Origin of the sequence: Paenibacillus sp. sptzw28, assembly GCF_019550795.1 — a bacterium.
Taxonomy (GTDB): domain Bacteria; phylum Bacillota; class Bacilli; order Paenibacillales; family Paenibacillaceae; genus Paenibacillus_Z.
In genome coordinates this window covers 5,708,063-5,732,801 of record NZ_CP080545.1, presented here as the reverse complement: position 1 = coordinate 5,732,801, position 24,739 = coordinate 5,708,063, and the positions used below count along the sequence as shown (strand labels likewise).

Annotated in this window: 23 protein-coding genes; 18 read left to right on the top strand and 5 right to left on the bottom strand. The window is 54.2% G+C overall.

Annotated features, from left to right (window positions below; translation table 11 throughout):
- The first annotated feature begins 3 nt into the window (after positions 1–3).
- The 7 genes from lepB to folE all read left to right on the top strand — a co-directional run bounded on the left by lepB (position 4) and on the right by folE (position 4,934).
- Positions 4–660, top strand: a complete 657-nt coding sequence (gene lepB / locus KZ483_RS26530; protein ID WP_220350494.1) for a signal peptidase I — start codon at positions 4–6, stop codon at positions 658–660.
- A gap of 19 nt (positions 661–679) precedes the next feature.
- The gene (gene rnhA / locus KZ483_RS26525) at positions 680–1,114 is read left to right on the top strand and encodes a ribonuclease HI (RefSeq protein WP_220353702.1); all 435 of its coding nucleotides are present in this window, start codon (positions 680–682) and stop codon (positions 1,112–1,114) included.
- A 138-nt stretch (positions 1,115–1,252) separates the two neighbouring features.
- Positions 1,253–2,422, top strand: coding sequence for a tRNA epoxyqueuosine(34) reductase QueG (gene queG, locus KZ483_RS26520; RefSeq protein ID WP_220353701.1), 1,170 nt, complete (start codon positions 1,253–1,255; stop codon positions 2,420–2,422).
- Positions 2,415–2,948 carry a methylated-DNA--[protein]-cysteine S-methyltransferase gene (locus KZ483_RS26515; protein WP_258881440.1) on the top strand — a complete coding sequence of 178 codons (534 nt, stop codon included), beginning with the start codon at positions 2,415–2,417 and terminating at the stop codon, positions 2,946–2,948. The genes queG and KZ483_RS26515 overlap by 8 nt, the downstream gene beginning before the upstream one ends.
- A gap of 5 nt (positions 2,949–2,953) precedes the next feature.
- The gene (locus tag KZ483_RS26510; RefSeq protein WP_220350493.1) at positions 2,954–3,985 is read left to right on the top strand and encodes an HD-GYP domain-containing protein; all 1,032 of its coding nucleotides are present in this window, start codon (positions 2,954–2,956) and stop codon (positions 3,983–3,985) included.
- Positions 3,986–4,046: 61 nt separating this feature from the next.
- Positions 4,047–4,307 carry a YneF family protein gene (locus tag KZ483_RS26505; RefSeq protein WP_397376134.1) on the top strand — a complete coding sequence of 87 codons (261 nt, stop codon included), beginning with the start codon at positions 4,047–4,049 and terminating at the stop codon, positions 4,305–4,307.
- A 33-nt stretch (positions 4,308–4,340) separates the two neighbouring features.
- Positions 4,341–4,934, top strand: a complete 594-nt coding sequence (folE, locus tag KZ483_RS26500) for a GTP cyclohydrolase I FolE (RefSeq protein WP_220353698.1) — start codon at positions 4,341–4,343, stop codon at positions 4,932–4,934.
- 323 nt (positions 4,935–5,257) lie between these two features.
- Here folE and KZ483_RS26495 read toward each other — a convergent pair whose 3' ends face one another.
- Positions 5,258–6,436 (bottom strand): alpha/beta hydrolase, encoded by a 1,179-nt coding sequence (locus tag KZ483_RS26495; RefSeq protein ID WP_258881439.1) that lies wholly within the window; start codon positions 6,434–6,436, stop codon positions 5,258–5,260.
- A gap of 232 nt (positions 6,437–6,668) precedes the next feature.
- Between KZ483_RS26495 and KZ483_RS26490 the strand changes: the two genes are divergently transcribed.
- On the top strand, positions 6,669–7,415 hold the full coding sequence (locus KZ483_RS26490; protein ID WP_220350492.1) for an IclR family transcriptional regulator: 747 nt from the start codon (positions 6,669–6,671) through the stop codon (positions 7,413–7,415).
- 500 nt (positions 7,416–7,915) lie between these two features.
- Here KZ483_RS26490 and acnA read toward each other — a convergent pair whose 3' ends face one another.
- A complete protein-coding gene (gene acnA / locus KZ483_RS26485; protein WP_220350491.1) occupies positions 7,916–10,633 on the bottom strand; it encodes an aconitate hydratase AcnA in 2,718 nt (905 codons plus the stop codon).
- Positions 10,634–10,921: 288 nt separating this feature from the next.
- Here acnA and KZ483_RS26480 point away from each other — a divergent pair, with 288 nt between their 5' ends.
- The 10 genes from KZ483_RS26480 to KZ483_RS26435 all read left to right on the top strand — a co-directional run bounded on the left by KZ483_RS26480 (position 10,922) and on the right by KZ483_RS26435 (position 20,687).
- The gene (locus KZ483_RS26480) at positions 10,922–12,064 is read left to right on the top strand and encodes an amidase domain-containing protein (RefSeq protein ID WP_220350490.1); all 1,143 of its coding nucleotides are present in this window, start codon (positions 10,922–10,924) and stop codon (positions 12,062–12,064) included.
- A 62-nt stretch (positions 12,065–12,126) separates the two neighbouring features.
- A complete protein-coding gene (locus tag KZ483_RS26475; protein WP_220350489.1) occupies positions 12,127–13,266 on the top strand; it encodes a D-alanine--D-alanine ligase in 1,140 nt (379 codons plus the stop codon).
- A gap of 151 nt (positions 13,267–13,417) precedes the next feature.
- The gene (locus KZ483_RS26470; protein ID WP_220350488.1) at positions 13,418–13,735 is read left to right on the top strand and encodes a hypothetical protein; all 318 of its coding nucleotides are present in this window, start codon (positions 13,418–13,420) and stop codon (positions 13,733–13,735) included.
- Positions 13,732–14,937 (top strand): UV DNA damage repair endonuclease UvsE, encoded by a 1,206-nt coding sequence (gene uvsE / locus KZ483_RS26465; RefSeq protein ID WP_220350487.1) that lies wholly within the window; start codon positions 13,732–13,734, stop codon positions 14,935–14,937. Before KZ483_RS26470 ends, uvsE begins: the two co-directional genes overlap by 4 nt.
- A 103-nt stretch (positions 14,938–15,040) precedes the next feature.
- Positions 15,041–15,811: an enoyl-ACP reductase FabI gene (fabI, locus tag KZ483_RS26460; RefSeq protein ID WP_220353696.1), complete on the top strand. Its 771-nt coding sequence runs from the start codon at positions 15,041–15,043 to the stop codon at positions 15,809–15,811.
- A 234-nt stretch (positions 15,812–16,045) separates the two neighbouring features.
- On the top strand, positions 16,046–17,059 hold the full coding sequence (locus KZ483_RS26455; protein WP_220350486.1) for an NAD-dependent epimerase: 1,014 nt from the start codon (positions 16,046–16,048) through the stop codon (positions 17,057–17,059).
- 159 nt (positions 17,060–17,218) lie between these two features.
- Positions 17,219–18,040 carry a sulfite exporter TauE/SafE family protein gene (locus tag KZ483_RS26450; protein ID WP_220350485.1) on the top strand — a complete coding sequence of 274 codons (822 nt, stop codon included), beginning with the start codon at positions 17,219–17,221 and terminating at the stop codon, positions 18,038–18,040.
- A 93-nt stretch (positions 18,041–18,133) separates the two neighbouring features.
- Positions 18,134–18,988: an inositol monophosphatase family protein gene (locus KZ483_RS26445; protein ID WP_220350484.1), complete on the top strand. Its 855-nt coding sequence runs from the start codon at positions 18,134–18,136 to the stop codon at positions 18,986–18,988.
- Between the two features lie 203 nt (positions 18,989–19,191).
- On the top strand, positions 19,192–19,593 hold the full coding sequence (locus KZ483_RS26440) for a GntR family transcriptional regulator (protein WP_220350483.1): 402 nt from the start codon (positions 19,192–19,194) through the stop codon (positions 19,591–19,593).
- Positions 19,590–20,687, top strand: a complete 1,098-nt coding sequence (locus KZ483_RS26435; protein ID WP_220350482.1) for a DUF1648 domain-containing protein — start codon at positions 19,590–19,592, stop codon at positions 20,685–20,687. Before KZ483_RS26440 ends, KZ483_RS26435 begins: the two co-directional genes overlap by 4 nt.
- A gap of 78 nt (positions 20,688–20,765) precedes the next feature.
- Here KZ483_RS26435 and KZ483_RS26430 read toward each other — a convergent pair whose 3' ends face one another.
- The 3 genes from KZ483_RS26430 to KZ483_RS26420 all read right to left on the bottom strand — a co-directional run bounded on the left by KZ483_RS26430 (position 20,766) and on the right by KZ483_RS26420 (position 24,669).
- Entirely contained in the window at positions 20,766–21,545 is a 780-nt protein-coding gene (locus KZ483_RS26430; RefSeq protein WP_220350481.1) for an FTR1 family iron permease, read from the bottom strand.
- Positions 21,546–21,842: 297 nt separating this feature from the next.
- Positions 21,843–23,168 (bottom strand): glutamate-1-semialdehyde 2,1-aminomutase, encoded by a 1,326-nt coding sequence (locus tag KZ483_RS26425; RefSeq protein WP_220350480.1) that lies wholly within the window; start codon positions 23,166–23,168, stop codon positions 21,843–21,845.
- A gap of 424 nt (positions 23,169–23,592) precedes the next feature.
- Positions 23,593–24,669 carry an LCP family protein gene (locus KZ483_RS26420; protein WP_220350479.1) on the bottom strand — a complete coding sequence of 359 codons (1,077 nt, stop codon included), beginning with the start codon at positions 24,667–24,669 and terminating at the stop codon, positions 23,593–23,595.
- Positions 24,670–24,739 lie beyond the last annotated feature (70 nt).

Genomic DNA, 24,739 nt, shown 5'->3' with positions numbered 1-24,739 from the left:
CGTATGGATAATCATCCGGATTCGCTCCAAGGAACTGAGCCTGCCTCATTCGAGCCGCGCAAGCGCTCACATGCGGCGGTTAAATCGAGTATTCGGAAGACCGGGAAGCCGGAGAAAAGAACGGGGAAGAAATCGGATTGGCGTAAGGAATTGTGGGACTGGCTAAGGACTCTCGTCATTGCAGTCACTGTAGTATTGCTTCTTCATTTTTTCGTGTTCAACTTGTCGACCGTTGAAGGACATTCGATGGAACCCACGTTATACGAGAAGGAATGGCTCTTTATCAATAAATACTCATATCGGTTCGAATCGCCTGAACGGGGAGATATTATAATTTTGGAAGACCCTTCGGAAGAGCATGATCAGAAGGAATATCTGGTAAAACGTGTGATCGGCGTTCCGGGCGATACGATTGAGATTCGCGGCGGTCAGCTGTACCGTAACGGAGAGCTCGTTGTGGAGCGATACACCGACACGGAGATAGAAGACTTGGATTATGGGCCGGTTAAAGTCGGGCCTGATCATTATTTTGTAATGGGCGACAACCGTCACGCCCGGGCGAGCAGAGACAGCCGCTCGTTCGGTACCGTGCCGCGGGATCTTATCCGGGGACGGGCTGATTTTATATTGTGGCCGATTGCTAATTTGAATGCGCTGTAAGCGGTGGGAGTTGTAAATGTTGAAGGATGTCATGATTTATACGGACGGCGCGTGCTCGGGCAATCCGGGTCCGGGAGGCTGGGGGGCGGTATTGTTCTACGGCGCCCACCGGAAGGAAGCATCCGGCGCAGAGCCGGCTACAACGAACAACCGGATGGAGATCCGGGCTGTCATTGAAGCGCTTAAGCTGCTGAAGGAGCCGTGTAAAGCGTCGGTATACAGCGATTCGGCTTATGTAGTGAACTGCTTTCAGCAGAACTGGATTCGCGGCTGGCTTAAGAACGGCTGGAAAAACAGCCGCAATCAGCCGGTGGAGAACCAGGACCTCTGGAAGGAGCTGTGGTCGCTCATGCAGAAGCACACGGTAACCTACGTAAAGGTGAAAGGGCACAGCGACAACGAGTGGAACAACCGCTGCGACGAGCTTGCGCGCGAGGCGATTAAACGGTTGTAGATTGACGGCCAAAGCGGAAACTTGCCAAATTAGTGGCGAAGACAGGGTTACATACCTGAATTAAGTACATCCGTCAGTCAATAAGGAGGGGTTCGGGTGAACGGCAGCAGCGCAACATGGGAGAAGCTGAAAGCGGAGATGAAAGCTGCTGCGGCCGACCTCGGCATCGATAAAATCGGAGTCGCATCCGCCGATCCGTTCCGGGAGCTTAAACAGCGGTTGCTGCGGCACCGCGAGCTTGGGTATGAGTCCGGCTTCGAGGAGCCGGATCTGGACAAACGGACGGAACCGGCGCTCCTGTTCGACGACCCCCAATCGATTATTGCGATTGCGATCGCTTACCCGTCGAAGCTGCAGCAGGCGCCCAAGTCGGAGCCCGGGGCACGGCGCGGCATCCTTTCGCGCTCGGCTTGGGGCGAGGATTACCACAAGGTGCTGCGCGAGCGTCTCGGCAGGCTTGAAGACTGGCTGCGCGAGCGTGTGCCGGACTTCCGCTCCGAGAGCATGGTGGACACAGGCGCGCTGTCGGACCGTGCGGTCGCCGAGCGGGCCGGTATCGGCTGGATCGGTAAAAACTGCGCAATCATTACGCCGGAGTGGGGGTCCTGGGTGTACCTTGGCGAGATGATCACCAACCTTCCTCTGCCCCCGGATTCGCCGGTAACGGAGAGCTGCGGGGAATGCACGGCCTGCATCGACGCCTGTCCGACGGATGCGCTGGTCGGGCCGGGACAGCTCAATGCGCAGCGGTGTATTTCGTTTGTAACGCAAACCAAAGGCATTGTGTCGGACGAGCTGATGCGTAAAATCGGCAACAGACTCTATGGCTGCGATACTTGCCAGGTCGTATGTCCGGAGAACCGCGGCAAGAATTGGACGCATCAGCCGGAGCTTCAACCCGATAACGAGAAGGCGAAGCCGCTGCTCGTGCCGCTGCTCAAGATGGGCAATAAGAAGTTCAAGGAGCTTTATGGCGCCAGCGCCTCCGCATGGCGCGGCAGGAAGCCGATCCAGCGCAACGCCGTCATCGCGCTTGGGAATTTCAAGGATCCGAGCGCGGTGCCGTCGCTAACGGCTGTACTAGGCGATGATCCGCGCTATGAGCTGAGGGCGACCGCCGCATGGTCGCTGGGGAGAATCGGCGGTCCGGAGGCGACGAAGGCTCTTGAGCGGGCTCTCGGAGGCGAGAGCGATGAGGCTGTTGTGGAGGCGATTAAAGCGGCGCTGGCGGCTGCGGGAGCTACGAGCGCCGCTGTGCCGGCTGACGGAGCCGGCCGGGCCGAGAGGGAGGCAAGCCGTAATGAATGATATCATGTACTGGTCGGAGATCGAATCGCCCATCGGACCGCTTGTTTTACTGGCAACGGATGAGGGGCTTTGCCATGTCGATTTCGGCAGCTATGCCGACAGGGAAATTCCGCTTCGGAGGTGGGCTGACCGCTGGTACCCGGGGGACGGTACTCCATGGATTCACGGGGCGGAGCATCCGGTCATTAGCGAAACGACCGGCCAGTTAAAGCGATATTTTGACAGCCAATTGGATGTTTTCAGCGTGAAGCTGGATATCCGGGGCACTCCGTTTCAGACGAGGGTCTGGCAGGCGCTGCTGGATGTTCCGTTCGGCGAGGTCCGCTCCTATAAGAATATTGCCGAATCGATAGGGCAGCCCAAGGCAGTACGTGCTGTCGGAGGGGCCAACAATCGGAATCCGATCCCGCTTATTGTTCCTTGCCACCGTATAATCGGGGCCTCTGGCGACCTTGTCGGCTATGGCGGCGGAATGGAGATCAAAACCTATTTGCTGCAGCTTGAACGGTCAGAGGGGAAAGGGTGAGCAACATGAGATATATAGAGATGGAGTCGGTAGAACCGGGACATTTTCTCGGCAAAACGATCTATGCGACGAACGGAACGGTGCTGCTTTCCGCAGGGGTTCAGTTAACGGTGTATATGATTAGCACGCTTAAACGTATCGGCGTTACGAATTTATATATCCAGGATGCATTGACGCTCGACATTGAGCCGGAAGAAGAAATCCTCTCCGAGGAAACCAAACGCGCACTCATCCGCAGTATGTCTGAGAGCATGGATGCCATCAGATCGGGTAAAGACTTCAATTCCCGCTCAGTCAGCTTGGCGATAGACGATCTCCTTAATGATGTTTTAAATAACCGCGAAGTACTCGTTCAACTGAATGATATCCGCACGCGTGATAACGCCGATTTCGTGCATGCAATGAATGTTTGTATGATCTCTACCCTGCTCGGAGTGAACATGAATTTGAATCAGAATCAGCTTAAGGAACTTGCGATCGGCGCCCTTTTGCACGACCTGGGAAAGCCGGCGAGCGAGCCGCAGGATGGCGAGAGTGAACCGAAAAGGCACACGTGGAGAGGGTTTGAGCTCCTGAAGGCGAAGCGGGAGTTCAGCCTGCTTATCGCGCATGTTGCCCTTCAGCATCACGAGCATATCGACGGCAGCGGTGCACCGCGGGGACTTACCGGAGACCATATTCATTTGTACTCGCGGATTGTAGCGGTAGCCAACACTTACGACAATTTGCTGCAGAAGGAGCATGACGGCAAGCGTCTGAAGCCGCACATTGCTTGCGAGCAGATGCTCGCTATGTCGGGTAAGGAGCTTGACCGTGAGATACTCGTTCAATTTATGCGCGTCGTCTCCATTTATCCAAACGGGGTATCCGTCAAGCTCTCTACACGGGAAACCGGTGTCGTTGTCGGACAACACCGCGGTCTGCCGGGACGCCCGATCGTGCGCCTGCTGGAGCGTGAAAGCAATGACGCCATCGAGAGCAGGGAGATTGATCTGGCAAAGAGAAATACGGTGTTTATCGATCAGGTTCTGGGTTGACCCTGCGAGCGGATTCCCGGATTGCGGTTGGTAGTCTGGACATGCTATGATAGGTTGCAATATGAAATTTCAACAGATAAGGTTTGGTGAGAGAACGATGTGGACGACCATTATAATCTCGGTTGTGACGCTCATAGTAGGCGCCGTGGGAGGTTTTTTTGCCGGGGTTTATTATTTGCGCAAGCAGCTGGAGAAAATGCAAAGCGATCCGGAGATGCTTCAAAAGATGGCGAAGCAAATGGGCTACAATATGAACAAACAGCAGCTTCAGAAAGCACAGCACATGATGAAAAATCAACGGCCGGGCGGCGGACGGAAGTAGAATTGCCGCTTGTCAGGGAAGGATGCGAGTCAATTGGCGGGAAAGAAAGATTACGTCAATTCTGTCGTTTCGGATAACCACGCACAAATAGAATATCATATTAAACAGATTTTAAGCTTGATTGGGGAAGACGTCGACCGTGAAGGATTGCTGGAAACGCCTGCGCGCGTCGCCCGCATGTATGAGGAAATATTCGCGGGCTACGATGTGGATCCGCGCGACGTACTGGGCGTAACGTTCGATGAACGGCATGAGGAGCTCGTTATCGTGAAGGACATTGTTTATTACAGCCAGTGCGAGCATCATATGGCTCCTTTTTTCGGCAAAGCGCACATCGGTTATATACCGAGCGGTAAAATCGCCGGATTAAGCAAGCTGGCGCGTCTGGTTGAAGCGATTACGCGGCGGCTGCAGGTGCAGGAGCGTATAACGTCGCAAATCGCGGACATTATGGACGAGGTGCTCAGCCCAAACGGGGTTATGGTTGTTGTAGAAGGCGAGCACCTGTGCATGTGCGCCCGCGGCGTCAAGAAGCCGGGCAGCAAGACGGTGACATCCGCGGTTCGAGGAGAGTTCCGGAAGAGCGCCGCGCTGCGCTCGGAGTTCTTGTCTTTGCTGAAGCAGTAACAATAGGCGGTTCCCATAAGTCGCTGGCTTTCGCGGCAATAGGGGGCGGCCTTTTTTGTTTTGTTGACTAAGCAGAACGCGCGAGGGTATAACCGGCTGGCGCGAGGACGTGGGTTAGACGAGGCGAGGGTGTGGAAGGGGAGGAGAATGAGAACGGCGACAGGGACTATGACAGGAATGGTGTGGTGCTGCTGTCCGCTAGAACTTCCCTGCGATTTACGCTAGTGCATAAGAAAAGCCGCCCTGAAATTCAAGGCGGCATACGTTCGTTGTTAAACTGGTTATCGGATGCACCGAAATCGGAGTCATTTAGGAAACACGGCCTACGTCGTGACAGCCGGTTTCCAAGCGGCGTTAACCTGGCTTAAGAATAACGCGGCGCGTTGAATGTATTCCTTCGGCCGTGTTTGAAACAGCAGCTCGTGCTTGCCGCCCTGTACGATCCATTCGCGGGACAATGGGTTGTATTGTCCTTCTGCAATATGCTCGGCGGTCATGATGGGAGCTTTGGAGTCGTCCGTTCCGTGCATGATAAACAGCGGGATGGAGTAAGTGGTATGAAGGACCTGCTGCGCTGGGATTTGATTGAAATGTATTCCGGTCCAGAAGGGCAGCATCCACTCGATGAGCGGCATTGAAGGGAACCGGGGCAGATCCAGGTGCTGCCTCACGTTATTATACATGGCGTCCATGCTCGGCAGAAATAAGCTGTCTAGAATCATTGCATCGATTCGATCGGACGAATCGGTCTGGAGCGCAGCCTGCAGTGCCGTACCCCCTCCCATGGAGAAGCCCCAGACGATAACCTGGTCAGCCCCCTGTGAGCGTGCGTAATTGACGGCGGCGAGCAATTGCTGCGATTCTTCAACGCCTCCCGTTGCCGGCGAACGGTTTACTTCGGAGGCGTAACCGTAGTCGAACATCAATACATTATAATGCAGGCGATGTAGAAGAGCGGCAAGATCATACATCGGCACCCATGTCTCTTCGCGGTTTGCTCCGTAGCCATGGCTGAAAACAACCGTTCGTGTTGAGGGAGCCGGTGCCGCTGCTGTAACTGAAGCTCCAGAAGCGCCTTTGCCGGAGGCTTCAGCGGCCGCTGTGAGAGCGCCGGACTGTTTGCCGGCGGACACATTTGCGTTAGTGATCGGAACGCTGGCGGCGCCGGTTGTCGCACCGATATACCAACCGTGAACGATTGTACGTCCGCTCTTACTTGGGAATGAGACATCTTTGTAATCAAGTCCCTTGGCGAGTTTCGGGTTGGAAGTGATCGGGGCGACATAAGGGTGAGCGATAATCCACGCTACATAACCGTGGAAAGCAAGCACGGCGATCATCACCAGTGCGAGAAAAGCGGAAACGACTGCAAGCGCTGCATGCTTGCGGCGCGAGCTGCTATAAGCCTTACCCGCAGGTTGCGGCGCAGGCTCGGGGGAAGGGAGTAAACCGGGCGCGAAATTTCCACCGCCAGGCAGCATGGGTACGAGTGTTGCGCTCATGTTGGAATCCCCCTTTTAAGTTGTAGGTATGAAAACGCTTTATAGTTCTCTATTCCTATGGTATGGCTCAGACAGCGGCCTGTCAATGCATGTCGATATAATGTAAAGGTCCCGTAACGTGACTGTAAAATAAAAACAAAACAGACATGATTCACTTTACCGTAGAGCCGTTTTTAAGGTATACTAGGTGTAACTAAGTTTCACCTAATGAAACAAATAGGGGTGGATAACCATGAGCGAGGATGGAAAGTCGAATGTGCGCGCTGTCGAACGGGCACTTGATATACTGCTTTGCTTTGCCGACAGAAACGAATGGGCGATGACAGAAATAGCGGAAAATGTCGGTCTGCACAAAAGCACCGTTCATCGTATGCTCGCTACCCTTGAAGATAAAGGTTTTGTTATCCGCGACCGGGCTTCCGACCGCTACCGGCTCGGTCTGCGGATTTGGGAGCTTTCGGCGAATATGTCGGGAGCGGACGATCCTGCCATCGTATGTTTACCCCAAATGGAGCAGCTGAGGGATATGCTGGGCGAGACGGTCAGCCTATACCTTCGGGACGGTAATGAACGGATACGGATTCAGGCGGTGCAGAGTAACCAGGCAGTCCGCAGAGTGGCGCCGGTGGGCGCAAGGCTGCCTCTTTACGTTGGAGCATCCAGCAAGGTGCTGATCGCCTTTGAGGAGCCGGCTAAGCGCGAGGAGCTGCTGCATGACGCTTCGTGGCCGGCCTCTTTCGACACGAAGCAGTTTCTTGAGCAAATAGAGGAGATTCGCAAGCTTGGTTACGCCACAAGCATTGAGGAAAGAGAACAGGGTGCGGCTGCTGTTTCGGCGCCGATCTTCAACCGGGCTGGCAAGCTTGCGGCGGCTCTATCCGTCTCAGGTCCGGCAAGCCGGTTAACGCCGGAGAAAATGCGCGAGCAGGCTGCTGCGATTATCGAAGCGGCGCGCCACCTCGGCGCCATGCTGAAGTAGCGCCGGATTGCCCGGCCGGGAATTAACAACAAAAAGCACCGCAGTGTCCATGATGACACTCGGTGCTTTTTGTTGTTCAGACTAATGAATGGGTCACTGGTACTCCTCTAGCCCGGAAACGGAATCTGATAGTATGCCGTGAATAATCCGAGGCTGCAAGCGCCTGTTATACTGCTTTCTTCTGCTCTGCCTTTCATCGACTGCCGGATGGCGTTCGTTAACTGGCGGGATTCACCCTTCGGCCACGATGATTAAGTTGTTAGCAGGAAATTCCCGTTTACCGCAACCAACTGAGCTGAGCCTGAGACATCCTTGTAAGCAGCTTTTACCTGCTTAGCCGCTGCTTTCTCGAGCTGCCAGCAAAGGTCATGGCTGTTAGCGGCCGCCTGATGTCAGGCTGCAATCCGATTTCCAGCCGGTATAAGATGGCAAATCTTGAATAAGAAAAGAGCCGCGCTCTAAGCAGCGAATCAGCTTAGGGCACAGCTCTGGATAACAAATTACTTATTGTTGCCGGCGATCATCTGACGAAGTACAGCTTGGAGGATGCCGCCGTTGCGGTAATAGTCGACATCGACGAGGGAGTCGAGACGGACGATTGCCGGAAATTCGAAGGTGGTGCCGTCTTCGCGGGTAGCGTTGACATGTACCGTTTGTCCTGGCTGTACGTCGTTGCTCAGTCCGACGATGTCGAACGTTTCGCGGCCGGTGATGCCTAGCGTGCTCCAGCCGTGACCAGCCTGGAACTGCAGAGGCAGAACGCCCATGCCGACAAGGTTGGAGCGGTGGATCCGCTCGAAGCTCTCGGCGATAACGGCTTTGACGCCAAGCAGGTACGTGCCTTTAGCCGCCCAGTCGCGGGAGCTGCCCGTTCCGTACTCTTTGCCTGCGATAACGACGAGATTGTTACCTTTATCCTGATATTGCATCGAAGCGTCATAGATGGACATCACTTCATCCGTCGGGAGGTAGGTGGTTACGCCGCCTTCCGTGCCTGGAGCCACCTGGTTGCGGATACGGATATTCGCGAACGTACCGCGCATCATGACCTCATGGTTGCCCCGGCGTGAGCCGTAGGAGTTGAAGTCTTCTTTCGCAACGCCATGCTCGATCAAATATTTGCCTGCCGGGCTGTCTGCCTTGATGTTACCGGCCGGCGAAATGTGGTCCGTCGTAACCGAGTCGCCAAGCAGTGCAAGTACGCTGGATCCTTTAATATCGGCAATATCGCCGACATCGGGTCCGAGGTTTTCGAAGAACGGCGGGTTCTGAATATATGTCGAATTGCCGTCCCACTCATAGCTTTCGCCCTGAGGCACATCGATCGCGTTCCAACGGTCGTTCTGCGTAAACACATTTTCGTATTTGGCGCGGAACATTTCCGGACTCATCGCGAGACTGATCGTATCGGCGATTTCTTTGGACGTAGGCCAAATGTCCTTCAGATACACCGGTTGGTTGCTGCTGTCGTAGCCGATCGGATCGTTCGCCAGATCGATGTTGACCGTTCCGGCAAGCGCATAAGCGACGACGAGCGGCGGAGAAGCCAGATAGTTGGCTTTAACCTGCGCATGCACGCGGCCTTCGAAGTTCCGGTTGCCGGAAAGGACAGCCGCAACCGTCATATCGTTGTCGGCAATCGCTTTGCTGACTTCATCGGGAAGCGGGCCGGAGTTGCCGATACAGGTAGCGCAGCCGTAACCGGCTACGTGGAACCCAAGCGCCTCGAGCGGCTCGAGAAGATTCGCTTTTTTCAAATATTCGGTAACGACGAGTGAACCCGGGGTGAGCGAGCTTTTTACGTATCCCGGCTTTTTCAGTCCGCGTTCGACGGCTTTTTTGGCTACGAGAGCCGCTCCCAGCATAACGCTCGGGTTAGAAGTGTTTGTACAGCTGGTAATGGCAGCGATAACAACCGCGCCGGTTCCCATTTTGCTGACGGTGCCGTCCTTGTGCTTCACTTCGATCATTTCGTCGATTTTGCTGTCGGACAAACCGTAACCGCCTTTGTCGATCGGCGTGCGGATAATGCCGTTGAAGGATTCCTTCATCGCCGTCAGCTCTACGCGGTCCTGAGGACGTTTCGGGCCGGCGAGCGAAGGGACGATCGACGACAGGTCGAGCTCGACAATATCGGAGAAGACCGGATCCGGCGTCTGAGCGTCGCGGAACATGCCTTGCGCTTTGTAATACGCTTCGACCAGCGCCACTTGCTCATCGGTGCGGCCGGTATTGCGCAGGAAGGCGAGCGAGACATCGTCGACCGGGAAGAAGCCGATGGTTGCGCCGTATTCGGGAGCCATATTGGCTACAGTAGCGCGGTCCTCCAGACCGATGTTGGCAAGACCCGGACCGAAGAATTCGACGAATTTGCCGACAACGCCCTTCTTGCGGAGGATTTGCGTAACCGTCAAGGCAAGGTCAGTCGCCGTAGAACCCTCAGCGAGGCTGCCTGTCAAGCGGAAGCCGATGACTTCCGGCATAACGAAGTAGAGCGGTTGTCCCAGCATGCCGGCTTCCGCCTCGATGCCGCCGACGCCCCAGCCAACTACGCCAAGACCGTTGATCATTGTCGTATGGGAGTCAGTTCCGACAAGCGAATCGGGATAAACGACCGTTTCGCCGTCTTTAGTTTTCGTAGCGGCAACGGATGCCAGATATTCAAGGTTCACTTGGTGAACGATACCGGTGCCCGGCGGTACGGCACGGAAATTATCGAATGCCGTCTGTGCCCAGCGGAGGAAGCGGTAGCGCTCTTCGTTGCGCTGGAACTCGATGTTCATGTTGTACTCAAGCGCCTCGGGACTGCCGAACGCATCAACCATAACGGAATGGTCGATAACGAGGTCGACTGGAACGAGCGGATTGATTTGCTTCGGGTCGCCGCCCGACTTCTTCACGGTGTCGCGCATCGCGGCAAGGTCGACGACGACCGGTACGCCGGTGAAGTCCTGCAGAACGATACGGGCAGGGATGAAGGGGATTTCTTTGTCCTCGCGGCCATCGGCCCATGTTGCAAGCTGTTTGACATGCTCGCGCGTTATCGCGCGGCCGTCAAATTGACGGACAGCGGCTTCGAGCAGCACCTTGATGGAAAAAGGCAGCTTCGAGATTTTGCCGAGTCCTTGCTCCTCGAGTCCTTGCAATCGGTAGTAAACGTAGGGCTTACCGCCGACTTCAAGAGAATCGCGAACGGAGTAATCGTTTTGCTGTGTCATTAGTATGACGCCTCCTTATGCTTTCGTTACGGATGAAATGTGCGATTTCGCTGAGAGCCTGTTTGTTTCACTGCATGAAACACGATTTCAAAATCGCTCGATACTTTCAGTATAACGTTTTTTCGAGATTTAAGAAAGTATCAATCTTGCCTATTTTGGAAGAACATTTCTCGGTCTGTGCGAAATTACGGGCTGTTTCCTTTTGTCTTACATGAATTCGCTTACCGGCTCATATAATGAACCAACTTTGCCAGCTAACCAAAATCGGCTGCAGGGAGGGGAACAGTCATGCCGCATTCGCGAACGCGTACAGGCTCCGGAACCGGGCCGGGAAGAAAACAGGTCCGCACCGGCAGCCGTGACGCCGACAACAGCAGCGCAAGCATTAAGGAGCCTCCGCTTGAGGGGTGGAAAGCGGCGGTGCATGAATATGTAAAGCTGTACAACCAAGCGGAAATCGACCGTTATGCGCCGGTTTTTGACGGCTTTGTCACCGATGGCGATCATTTGTCCCGCTACACTCATCGGCTCTCAAGAATGCGGGAGCAGGAGCTGCTTCGCGGCGTTCTGCCTTCGCGCAGCGAGACGAGCGCCAAGCTTCTTCGCGTGAGCGAGTCCGGCTCCCTTACGGAGGCTGCGGCGCTGATTGAGCTGCGCATTAAACGTACGATCGAGCAGCGCGGCCGCGTATATACGGAGGACAGGTGCGAGCGCGAAAGGCTTTGGCTTACCGCCGATGGCGACGGATACCGAATCTCCCGAATCGAGCCTTTAGTCTCGGAGAGGCGGCCAAGGTACAGCATGTCCGAATCGTTTCCTTCACAGCTGGCGTATCCGCAGGATTACGCAAATGAAGGGATACCGCAATCCACACCTTATATAAATTATGACATTTTACCGAATTTCAAACATGGGCGGGTCGGAATTCGCTACAGACGGGATTTGGCCGCCGCATATGCCGACCGTTGGTGGAACGAACCGAATCCCGCCTATGAAAACTTTGAAGTGAACTGCACCAATTATGTATCTCAATGCCTCTTTGCAGGCCACGCGCCTATGAACTATACTGGTAGGAGGAATACGGGGTGGTGGTACCGTGGACGCAGCGGAGGCCGCGAAATGTGGAGCTACAGCTGGTCTGTGGCGGGAGCGCTGCAGCTTTATTTGTCCGGCCGCCGGCAAAGCGGACTCCGGGCCACCGCGGTTGATTCCGCGGAGCAGCTGTCGCTTGGAGATGTCATCATCTACGACTGGAGCGGGGACAACCGCTTTCAGCACAGCACGGTCGTCACCGCGTTCGATGCGGCCGGCATGCCGCTCGTCAACGCGAATACCGTCCCAAGCCGTCACCGCTACTGGGACTATAAGGACTCTTATGCCTGGACGGAACAGACAAGGTACCGCTTTTTCCATATTGCCGACGAGTTTTAATATGAACTTATGTATGAAGCATATCCAATAGTGGGAAATTATACGTAACCGGAGGATTAACCATGGGGAAGAAGGTTCGCGTCGGACTCGTTTACGGGGGACGCTCGGGTGAACATGAAGTATCGCTGCAGACTGCGCTTGCGGTCATGAAAGCTTTTGACTACAGCAAATATGAAATCAAACCTTTCTATATTACAAAAGAAGGCGAGTGGCGCGCAGGCAGTCCGCTCCTGTCGCCGCCTGACCAGGTGGAACTGCTTCGCCTTGCCGGGGGCGATGCGGCGTCCGGTACGGAAGCGCTCATGCCCGTCTTCACCGGGCTTTCGGACCGGCAGGCCGCCTCTGGCGGCACTGCACCGGCTTCCCCGGAAGGCAAGCCGATCGATGTCGTTTTCCCGCTGCTGCACGGTACGTTCGGCGAGGACGGCACGATTCAAGGGATGCTCGAAATGGCCGGCATCCCTTATGTAGGAGCCGGCGTACTGGCATCGGCAGTAGGCATGGACAAGATTATGATGAAGAAAGTGTTCGCTCAGGAAGGCTTGCCGCAATGTGTATTCCGCTATTTTAACCGGACCCAGTGGGAGAAGGACCCCGCCTTTTTTATTATGGAAATTGAAGTGGCGCTCGGTTATCCCTGCTTCGTGAAGCCCGCTAACCTCGGATCCAGCGTAGGCATATCCAAAGCGCGTAACCGAGAGGAACTGATCGCCGCAATCGATTATGCTCTTCGTTTCGACCGCAAGGTGATAGTTGAAGAATTCATCGACGCCCGCGAAATCGAGGTGAGCGTACTCGGCAATGACGAGCCGCGCGCATCGGTAGCGGGTGAAATTACGTCTTCAAGCGAATTTTATGACTATAAGGCCAAATACATCGACGGCAAATCGATGATGCATATCCCCGCGAACATCCCGTCCGAAACGGCGGAAGCGGTGCGCGAGATGGCAATCCGTGCTTTTCTCGCTATTGACGGCTCAGGACTCTCCCGGGTTGATTTCTTCCTCTGTAAATCGGACGGTCGTCTGCTTATCAATGAAGTGAACACGATGCCGGGCTTTACTCCTTATAGTATGTATCCACTCATGTGGAAGGAAAGCGGCATTTCATACATCGAGCTTCTCGACACGCTCATTCAGCTGGCAATTTCCCGCCATGCGGAGAAACAGCGCATTGATTATGGCGGAGGAAGTCCGGTCTAAGCGGCCGGTTTTCCATAATCACGGACCGCAATGAACCGGATAATACGGCGTATCGGTTCGGCGGGCAGAACCGATAGCGCCGGATTTACACGAGTCGTTAACACTCGCGGTTCTTGAAAAAAAACAAGGTATCTGAAACGGAGGTTGTACGGTGGGATTCGAAACGGAGTTCAACTCGGTATGCAAATTCAAATCCGCTCAAGAATTGTACGAGCTGCTTGAATACGGCCGGGGTAAAATGGTGAAAAGCGGTTTTCGTGTTTATCCGACCGGGCAAAAGGTAATTGCGTACACACCGGAGAATGACGCGATAGCGATCGTGAAGATCGTTGCTTCGATCGCAGAAATCAACTTTCAGGGCGAAGAAGTCACGCAGGTCGAGATGGAGCTTGTGCGCAAGCTGACCGAGGAAGAATCGCGCGTGCAGACGGATCTGGCCTTCGAAATGTTTTTCGGGGAACAGGCATGATTGTCCGCTTCGGCTTTGTCGCCATGAGTATGCTGCTGCAGAATGCTTCGCCGTCCAAAACGATGACGTATACGAATTTCGCGAAGCTAGCCGATCGTGAAGCGGCTCTGCGCAAGCTGGAGCGGATAGCCGAAGAAAACCTGAGAAACACATTGAGGCTGCTCAGGCACTGCTTTGCGCACGACATTATGGTATACCGGTTCTCATCCAAGCTTATTCCGCTCGTCACGCATGACGATTTGAAGGAATGGTCGCCTTGGGATGTCTTGGGACAACCGCTTGCCGATCTTGGCGCATTCGTGAGGTCCAAGCAAATGAGGGTCTCTTTCCACCCTGATCATTTCTGCGTTTTCAGCACGCCTCGTCCGGAAGTTTTGGTCAAATCGTGCGATGATCTAACCTATCATCTGCGTATTCTTGAGGCGATGGGGCTGGACGAGACGGCCAAATGCAACATTCACATCGGCGGGGCATACGGGGACAAGCCTGCTTCGGCGGAGCGGTTTGTGCGGCAGTTCGGCGATTTGCCTGTGCGCTTCAGAAGCCGCATCACGCTGGAAAACGATGACAAAACGTTTACCGCGCGCGAGACGCTTAATTCGGCCGAAGAAGTCGGCACCCCGATGGTGCTCGATCTCCACCATCATGCGGTAAACGATGGCGGAGAAACCGCTTCTTCGCTGTACAGCGAACTTTGGCCGCGTATCTTGCGGACGTGGGACATACCGCCCAAGGGGAATACAGATGTTCAGGCGAAGGAATCGCCCGAACGGCAAACGGCGGCCGACACGGCAGGACAAGCCGTCCCGCGGACAGCCGCAGTTGCCGCCAGTCCGGCCGAGGCGGACGCTTCCGCCGCCGACGACGGCTCCGGCCGCCGCGGCATGGAGGCGGGTGCAGCGGGCTCCTGCGGCAGCGGCGCAGAAGCTGGTGCGGCGCTCCCCGCGAAGCTGCCGCCTAAGCTGCATGTATCGAGCCCCAAGAGCGAGAAGGACCCGCGCGGCCACGCCGATTATGTGGAGGTGGAGCCTCTGCTCCGGTTTCTGCGGGAGACTGAAGGTTCGGTGGACCGGCTGGATTGCATGATTGAGGCCAAACAGAAGGACGCCGCGCTCTTCAAGCTTATGGACGATTTCCGGAGTTTGGAGGCGGCCGGAGAAGGCGTACGCATCATCGACGGCGCAAGCATTGAGGTGCTTTAACGGCCGGGAGCTGCAATTTATCTTGAATTTGGAACGTGAATGGGGTAATTTGGGTAACAGCAATGCATTCGATTCCCGAGAGGGAGAGGGGGATTTCGGAACAATGAACGGATTGTTAACCGGAAAAAATGTGCTTGTTATGGGTGTGGCCAATGACCGCAGTATCGCATGGGCGATTGCACAGTCGCTTGCGGCGCAGGGCGCCAGACTTGCTTTTACATACGAGAGCGACCGCGTGGAGGAGCGTGTCCGGAAGCTGGCGGACACGATTCCCGGCTCCGTCATTCTACCGTGCAATGTCACGGTGGATGAAGAAATCGAGTCGCTCGCTGCTCAGCTGAAGGAGCATTTCGGAGTTCTTCACGGCTTGGTGCACAGCATCGCCTTTGCCAAGACGGATGAGCTGGAAGGCATGTTCGTAGACACGTCGCGCGCCGGCTTTACCCTAGCGCATGATATCAGCGCTTATTCGCTGACTGCCGTCGCGCAGCGCGTTTATCCGCTGATGACCGAGGGCGGAAGCATCATGACGATGACTTACCTGGGCGCAGAACGGGCCCTTCGCAATTATAACGTTATGGGTGTGGCGAAAGCCGCTCTGGAAGCGTCGGTCCGTTATTTGGCCACGGATCTCGGGCAGTTCAATGTACGGGTTAACGCTATATCAGCAGGTCCGATCCGGACGCTCGCGGCAAAAGGCATCAAGGACTTTAATTCGATACTCCGCCAAGTCGAGGAGAAGGCTCCGCTTCGCCGGACAACCGAAGCCGCCGAAGTCGGCGATACGGCGATGTTCCTCATGAGCCACCTGTCGCGCGGGATTACGGGAGAGGTTATCTACGTGGACAACGGCTATAATATCGTCGGAGTCTAGATGCTGCTTGCACGGTTCGAACCGGCATCGTTTTGAAAGGATAGATATGTGTTTTTCGCTCCCCGGTTACCCGGGGGGCTTTCGTTTTCTTCAATCGAAAGTGTATATTTGTCAATAGATAGGGGGAGATATTTGACGACAAGAATGCCTGTCCCGAGGAGCGTTATGCCTTGGGAACAAGGCTGCATGACCGGTTGTAAGCCCGATATAGAAAAAGCTACGGAGGCTATTATTATGACACAATTGCTCGTGACCGGCTGCGCGGGGTTTATCGGCTTTCATGCGGCTGCAAGATGGCTTAAGGAAGGCGGATCGGTGATCGGCATCGATAATCTCGGCGACTATTACGATCCGTCGCTTAAACAGTCGCGGCTTGCCTTATTGGAGAAGATGCCCGGATTCACCTTCGTAAAAGCGGGCCTCGAGAATAAGGAGCAGCTGAGCCGGATATTCGAAACCTCCAGGCCGGAAAAGGTGCTTCACCTTGCCGCGCAGCCCGGTGTCCGCCACAGTATAGATAATCCTCATGCCTATATCGATGCGAATATTATCGGCTTTCTCAATGTTCTTGAAGCTTGCCGTAAATATGGAACCGGCCATCTGCTTTACGCTTCCTCCAGCTCCGTATACGGCGCTAATACGGCCATGCCGCTGTCAGTCTCGGGCAATGTCGACCATCCGGTCAGTCTATATGCGGCCACGAAGAAAGCGAACGAATTGATGGCGCATTCTTACAGCCACTTGTTCGGCATTCCGACAACGGGTCTGCGGTTTTTTACCGTTTACGGACCATGGGGGCGGCCGGATATGGCGCTGTTCAAGTTTACCAAGGCCATCATTGCCGGGGAGCCGATTACGGTTTACAACAATGGTCAAATGAAGCGCGATTTCACTTACATCGATGATATTGTCGACGGAATTGTACGGTTGATTCCGCATGCGCCGATGCCGGACCCGACATGGGACCGCAGCAATCCCGACCCTTCTTCAAGCTATGCGCCCTATCGGATATATAACATCGGTAATAATAAACCTGTTAAATTATTGGACTTTATCGCAGTTCTCGAGCAAGCTCTGGGCCGCAAAGCAATTATTGAATGGGCGCCGATGCAGCCTGGAGATGTCCTCGACACTTGTGCCGATATCGACCCACTGCGGCAAGAGATCGGCTTTGACCCGAGGACGCCGATCGAAGAAGGGATTCCGCGCTTTGTCGAGTGGTATTTGTCCGAATATCAGAAAGTGTAATACGGAAACTTATTTCGAGTCATATCGATCCGATTATGCACGTAGAATAAAACGGTTCTCCGGGAAAACTATATAATTGTCCGGTCATGTCTCGTATAATAACATATAATTAGCAGTGACTTCATTTTTCATCGCACACCGGAGGAAGGTACTAACAAAATGCTTGAGCTTGTTTTTCTCATTTTACTCGGGCTCGTCGCCGCGGTGTTCGGAAGCATCGTCGGCCTTGGCGGCGGCATTATCATTGTACCGTCGCTCGTCCTGCTCGGACCGCAGCTCACGGGATCGGAGATAGGGCATTCGACCGCAGTCGGAACCTCGCTTGCCGTATTGATTGTAACGGCTCTCGCTTCGACGCTTGCCTTTGCGAAGAAGAAGAGAGTCGATTTCCGCAGCGGCTGGCTGTTGTTCATTACGAGCGGTCCGGCGGCGATGATCGGCTCAGCGCTGACCAGTCATTTGAAGAATGGGGTTTTTCAGCTTGTTTTCGGAATCTTCATGCTGCTGATGGCCGGCCTGCTTGTCGCACGGGATTACTTGAAGCCGATTGTGCGTGAGTGGCCGGTGCAGCGGAGCTTCACGGATGTAAACGGAGTGACTCATACGTATGGTTATGCCCTCCTCCCTGCGCTGCTAGTAGGATTCTTCGTCGGACTCGTGTCCGGTTTGTTTGGAATCGGCGGCGGCTCTCTGTTCGTTCCCGTCATGGTGCTGCTGTTTCGTTTTCCGCCGCATCTGGCCACCGCGACCTCGATGTTCGTTATTTTTCTGTCATCGATCCTTGGGAGCGGGGTCCATATATGGCTGGGGGAAATCGACTGGCGGATTGTGCTCGCTCTCGTTCCAGGCGCATGGATCGGCGGCAAAATCGGCGCATATATCGCCTCCCGCATGACTGGCAAGGGGCTGCTTTGGCTGCTCCGCGTAACACTGGTACTGCTGGCGATAGAACTGATTATCGAAGGCGGGGTACAATTGTAACTGCTCGGACGAAAACCGGGCGAAACTTTGACCGTATGGCAACGTATAGTAGTAAGCAGAAAGTGAACTCATAGGAAAGTAGAGTGATAGACCGTGAGTCAAGAACAGAATGTCTCTGCAGTAGGGGGCAAAAGCTTTACCGCTGTTGCCATCAACTGTGCGGCCAAAGCTGGCGAATGGATTAAAACCAAACTTGGAAACCATACAAGCTTAGCGTTAAAATACTCCTCAAAGGACCTTGTCACCGAAGTGGACAAGGGGGCGGAGAAAATGATCCGAAGCCTGGTGCTGACGCACTTCCCGCATCATTCCTTTCTGGGCGAAGAAGGGGTCGAGCCAGGGCCGGAGGCCTCGGCGCGCGCGCTGCAAAGCGTCCGTGACGCGGAGTATCTGTGGATCGTTGATCCTGTCGACGGAACGACAAATTTCGTTCACGGCTTCCCGTTCTTCTCCGTATCCATTGCGCTTGCGCATAAAGGCGAGGTTATTGTCGGAGTTGTATATGACCCGATGCGTGATGAGCTGTTTGTGGCTGAAAAAGGAAAAGGCGCTTATGTGCATGGAAAGCGCTCTCAGGTATCGGAGGAAACGACGCTGGGGGAGAGCTTAATTGCCACCGGCTTCCCGCCCGACCAGCAATTTGCGCTGCCGCTGAATATGAAAGGGCTGCAGGCTCTTGTGCCGCAGGTACGCAATATCCGGGCCGGCGGATCGGCCGCCCTCCATATGGCTTATGTTGCGGCAGGACGATTAAGCGGGTTCTGGGAATGGGGGCTGAATGCGTGGGATCTGGCAGCGGGTTCGCTGCTTGTTTCGGAGTCCGGCGGACGCGTGTCCGACATTAAAGGAAACCCGTATGATCTTGGTGTAAGGCACGTTGCCGCGACGAACGGCCATATCCATGACGAGCTCATAAGCGTGCTTCAGAAAGACAATGCAGCCGGTTAATGACTTGAATGATGTGGTTAATCAAAGAGAGCGTTATCTCTTCTCCGCATGGAGACAGAGGGATACGCTCTTTTTTTTGTAATCAAAATGGTAAATTTGAGCTTGTTTTTATTCGATGTATCTGTTATATATAAACTATAACAGATATATCTTCTGAGGTTGGCTTGTCTCAGAGCCGGAATTGATGCTGGAAGGAGGTCAACATGTTCATCGAATTGGATCTACAATCAGATGTGCCTATTTATACTCAGATTGCGGAGCAGCTGGTGGAAGGAATCGCATCCGGAGAATTGAAGCCAGGCGAAGCGCTTCCTTCCGTACGCAGTCTGGCATCCGATCTGAACATCAACTTGCACACCGTGAATAAGGCGTATCAATCGTTGAAGCAGGAAGGCTTTCTGCAGGTACACCGGAAGCAGGGAGTAGTTGTACAGCCGGCGGGAATGCCCGATGTTACCGCCGCGTTTCTTGGAAAGCTGCGCAGACAACTTCGGCCATTGGCCGCGGAAGCGATTGTCAGAGGCATGTCGGAGGCGGAATTTACAGAAATTTGTCTAGCGGTTTACCGGCGCGATTATACGGAGGAAGGGGAGCTTCATCAATGACGAACGAGTTGTGGTTTTGGATTTCCGCAGGGGCGACTTATGTGACAGTGGGCTTGCTGCTGCTGCTTATGCCTTTTTTCGGCTCACACTCGGTGCTGTTCGGTGTTTTTGTGCCGGAGGAGTGTCGGCGTGATTTGCCGGTCAACTTGATTCGCCGCCGTTATATGGTTCGTTCGTTGGCGGTGATTGTGCTTGGACTCGCTGCCGGAGCTGCAATCGGTTGGTCGACGGAAGGGGCGCTGCAAGCAGCGCTGCCAGTAGCTATGGCGGTTCAAATCATTGGCACGACGCTGGTAATGGGGGCCGGCCACCGCAGTGCCATTCGCCTTAAGGAGGAGAAGGGCTGGGAAGAGCCCGCGGCTGCTCGCCGAGTTGCCAGTCTGCATTTTCGCCAGCGGAAGCTTTCGATCGGAAGCGGATGGTATGCGGTACATGCCGCTTTGGTCATTGTATCTGTCATCTCAGCCATCGTAGAGTGGGACCGTATACCGGATATATTAACGACTCATTACGGCATGGACGGACTACCCGACGGTTATGCAGCCAAAACGGTCGGTTCTGTATTCATTCTCAACCTCATTCAACTGTTTATGATCGGTGTATTCGTATTCTCCAATATAACGATACGGCTGGCCAAACAGCAGCTGGATCCGGACCGGCCGGAGGAATCGATGGAAAAGCAGCGGTTATTTCGCTGGACGACATCCGTTTTTCTGTTCGGATTATCGTTATTGATTATTGCTTTCTTCGGTTATATACAAGCGTCTATGCTGTATGGGTGGTCTATGGATTTACTAAAACGATTTGCAATGGCGCTGCCTGTCCTTCTTATCGGCAGCGTAACGGGCCTGCTCGTTTACCAGAAGCGGAGAGGCATCAATCAGACGCAGGGCGGCTTAACCGCGCCCGACCGCTATTGGAGGGCCTGGGGCACTATTTACTACAATCCGGAGGACCCGGCTTTGTTTGTAGATAAACGCTACGGAATCGGATGGACGCTCAATATGGCGCGTCCGCTCAGCTGGGTAGTGTTTGGTTCGACCTTGTTGGTTCCGGTCGCGATAATTGTCGTTACGGTAGTCGCGACCTCCTGATTGTCACGGCAGGGTCCTGTTATTTAAGCCCGGGCTATAAGTTCTGAAGGCGGCTCTGTTGTCGCAACGCCCTGCTGGTCATGAGGCCGAGTCCGAATTCAACCTGTCTGACATGCGCGGTCTCCAAACTCGAACATACTGCAAGTAAGCATAGGAACCAATAACAAACATCATAGCGACATATTGCGAGGCCAATGTTTCTACAGTCGGGAATATGCAGAACCATACTCCGGCCCATGCCGGTATATTCACATGAATAGTCGTGGTTGGTACCCATCCTGCAAGCTGCATCTCCTGAACGGTTTCGCCAACCATGACAAATAGAACGACTGTAAGCATGACTCCGGTCAGGATTAACATCTTTTTGTATGGAAGCTTCTGATGAGCGACGAAGGTAAGAACGCCTACAATCGCTGTGAAGAATAATCCGATGGACGCACCTATCAAAATAACATGGTTTCCGGCATGTAAACGCAGATTCTGAAGGAATAGGACAATCTCAAACCCTTCCCGGTATACGGATGTTAATCCGATAACAACGAGACTCCAGTAAGAGGAAACGGCAGTTGCATCGTTCGGTGAGTCGGTGATCTGACGCCGCTTTCGATTATGTAAAGAAATTAAAACAGATATACCCGATCCAACGAAAATGGGCTTCCACGAGTCCCTTTTCGACCGGATCAGACCAGCTGTTATTGCCATCAAGACAAGAATAGCCTCAAGTCCTTCGCGGAAAATGAGAATAGCGGTGTCTAATGTCGCTGCTGTCGGGGTTAAATTGCTCTTGCTCGGATCCGGGGCGCCGTCAGCCGTAATCCCTTGCCATACAAGCAGAGCCACCACTAAAAGCACCATCATGCCGATTGCACTTGCCGGACATAATCATACCTCATTCTTGTTTTAGTTAATAATGATAATCATTATCACTTAAAACAGGTATAAAGTCAAATATCGAAGCAGCAAGTGCAGGAATAAACAGTGAAAGTAACAAACTTTGCAATGACGTTGGAACACAGGTGGTTACAAAGCCGCTTGCACGGTAAAGAAAAGGCCATCCGGCGAGCCGGATGGCCTTGTGCCGGTGCGATACGGCCGGATGGGCCCTATTATCGGCCCTAGGCGAGTGGGATAAGGAGCATGTACCGGTCAGAGATTTTATTTTGTATTATTATTCATTTCGTTAAATGCTCGCTCAGCGGCCTCAATCGTCTCGGCAATATCCTGCTCCGTATGTGCCAGTGTGAGGAACCACGCCTCATATTTGGAAGGCGCGAGGCAAATGCCCTGTTCGAGCATTAGGCGGAAGAAACGGGCGAATTGCTCCCCGTCCGAGCGCTGCGCTTCGTCGTAATTTGTCACCGGATGCGGGCAGAAGTGGGTTGAGAATGATCCGCGAATACGGTTAATCGTGAGAGGGACTCCGTGTTTGCCGGCTGAATGCTGCAGCGCATCGGTCAGCCTGGAGGCAAGCGCGTCCATTCTGTCATAAACCCCTGGCGTTTGAAGCAGTTCCAGACACGCGATCCCGGCGGAGATCGAAGCAGGGTTGCCGGCCATCGTACCTGCTTGGTAAGCCGGGCCGAGAGGCGCGACTTGCGCCATAATCTCCTTGCGTCCGCCATATGCGCCGATTGGCAGACCTCCGCCGATGATTTTGCCCAGCGCGGTCAGGTCCGGTTCGATCGCTTGCTTGTCGGGAAATGTATCATACGTTTGAGCGCAGCCGTAATGGAACCTGAAACCGCTGATCACTTCGTCATATATGACGAGAGCGCCGGCATCCCGTGTTATGCGGCAGAGCCCTTCGAGGAATCCCGGAGCAGGCATGACCATGCCGAAGTTGCCGACGATCGGTTCAATCATGACCGCTGCGACGTCATCGCCCCAGCGTTCAAGAGCATGCAGCAGGCTGACAAGGTCATTGAACGGCACCGTGATAACCTCGCTGGCGATGCTTTCCGGTATGCCTGCACTGTCGGGGATACCGAGTGTCGACGGTCCGGAGCCTGCGGCGACGAGAACCAGATCGGAATGACCGTGGTAACAGCCGGCGAACTTGATGATCTTGCTGCGTTTCGTATAGGCGCGGGCGACCCGGATCGTTGTCATGACCGCTTCCGTCCCCGAGTTGACGAACCGAACCTTATCGAGCGATGGAATTGCGGCTTTCAGCATGCGTGCAAGCTCGATTTCCAGCTCCGTCGGCGTACCGTACAGCGTGCCGTTCTCGGCCGCCCGCGTGATCGCCGCGGTAATGTGAGGGTGGGCATGCCCGGTTATGATAGGACCGTAAGCGCACAGGTAGTCGATGTAACGGTTCCCGTCGACATCCCAGAAGTGAGCCCCATGCGCTCGCTTCATAAACACAGGCGCGCCACCGCCAACCGCTTTGAAGGAACGGGAAGGGCTATTGACACCGCCGACAATATGCTCAAGCGCTTCGGCATATAGCTGCTCCGAGCGTGTACGTGGAATGGACATGGAATGATCCTCCTAATATGTAATAAGCAAAAGCGTCCCGCCAGTGCCCGAATACCGGCATCGGTGACGGTTGGTAATTGAACTAATGAGCTCCGGCGGGCCGGATGAGTCCGAATAGTGGCACCGGTGCAATAAATCAGCTCCGGCGGTCCGTATGCGTGAGAATAGTGTTACCGGTGGAACTAAATGAGCTCCAGTGGCCCGTATGCGCTTGAATAGTGTCACAGGTGAAACTAAATGAGCTCCAGTGGCCCGTTGCGCGTGAAGAGTGTCATCGGTGCGACTAAATGCGCTTGCGACGAGTCATCGTGATAGCGCATTGACCGCTCACATGCGGTTGTCCCGCCATAACAAGCAAGACGGAGGGTGATTCGGGATCGAATCACCCTCCGTCTATTGTAAGACATTAAGACGCGACCGCCAATTACTTGCTGGCACTGCTGCCGCTGGCGGAGCTGCTCCCGCTGGCACTGCTTTCGCTTGCCTGGCCGCCGTCCGTGCTGTTCACAGACTGGGTGCCTGAAGAAGACGGAGCCGTCGAGTCCTTGCTGAGCTCTGATTTCACGTAAGCTAGAAGCTCCGCATCGTTCCGCACCGAAAGTACGGACGCCCCGTCAACTTTCTTATCGCCGATCAAGTCCATCGGCGGTACCTGCGCTTGTCCCGCCATATGGCTGTCGACGCCGAGCTGCGCAAGCTTAAGCATATCCGAAACTTCAAGGTTTGTTTCAATGTAAGGCTGTACGCTGTCCAGAATCTGTTTCATTCGGAGCAGGTTCCATCCCGATTTCAGCTTATCCGCGACCGCTGTCAGGAAATTGCGCTGACGCTCGGTTCGGGTGAAATCGCTCATCGCATCATGACGGAAACGGACATACATCAGCGCATGCTCTCCGTCGAGGTGCTGCATTCCTTTTTTCAAATGGATGTCGTACCGGTTGCCGTCGGCATTATCGACGTAGTTCATGTTCTTCTCGACATCATAGTCGATCCCGCCGATTGCGTTGATCAGCGATTTGAATCCTTCAAAATCGGTATAAACATAATATTGAATATTAAGACCAAGCATTCCGCCGATCGTCTTCATGGCGAGATTAGGTCCGCCAAGCGCCAAAGCCGTGTTAATCCGGCCTTCGCCATGTCCTTCAATAGGAACGTAAGTATCGCGCAATATAGAGAAGAGATGGACCTGTTTCGTTACCGGGTCGACCGAGGCAACAAGCATTGAGTCCGACCGGGCTGCATCATTTTTCTTCAAACCCCGGTTGTCGCCGCCCATAAGTAAAATGTTGACCCGTTCGGTTCCTTCCCATTTCGCAGGCTGGTCCGTTGCGGTCTCCTTAAACTGGCTAAACCGCGATTCGTCCTTCGACTTGCTGAATTTATCAAGCGACTTATATACGCCAACACCTTGATAGGCGGCGAATCCGACTATTACGGATAGTACAATAATTAATGGCAGCAGCCATGCTCTTTTTTTTCCTGTCTTCACCCGCGGCATCCTGTTCTGTTCCTCCTCATTGGTTCGTTATAATGGTATTCAACGGCCCACCCGTAACTATATGCATCCT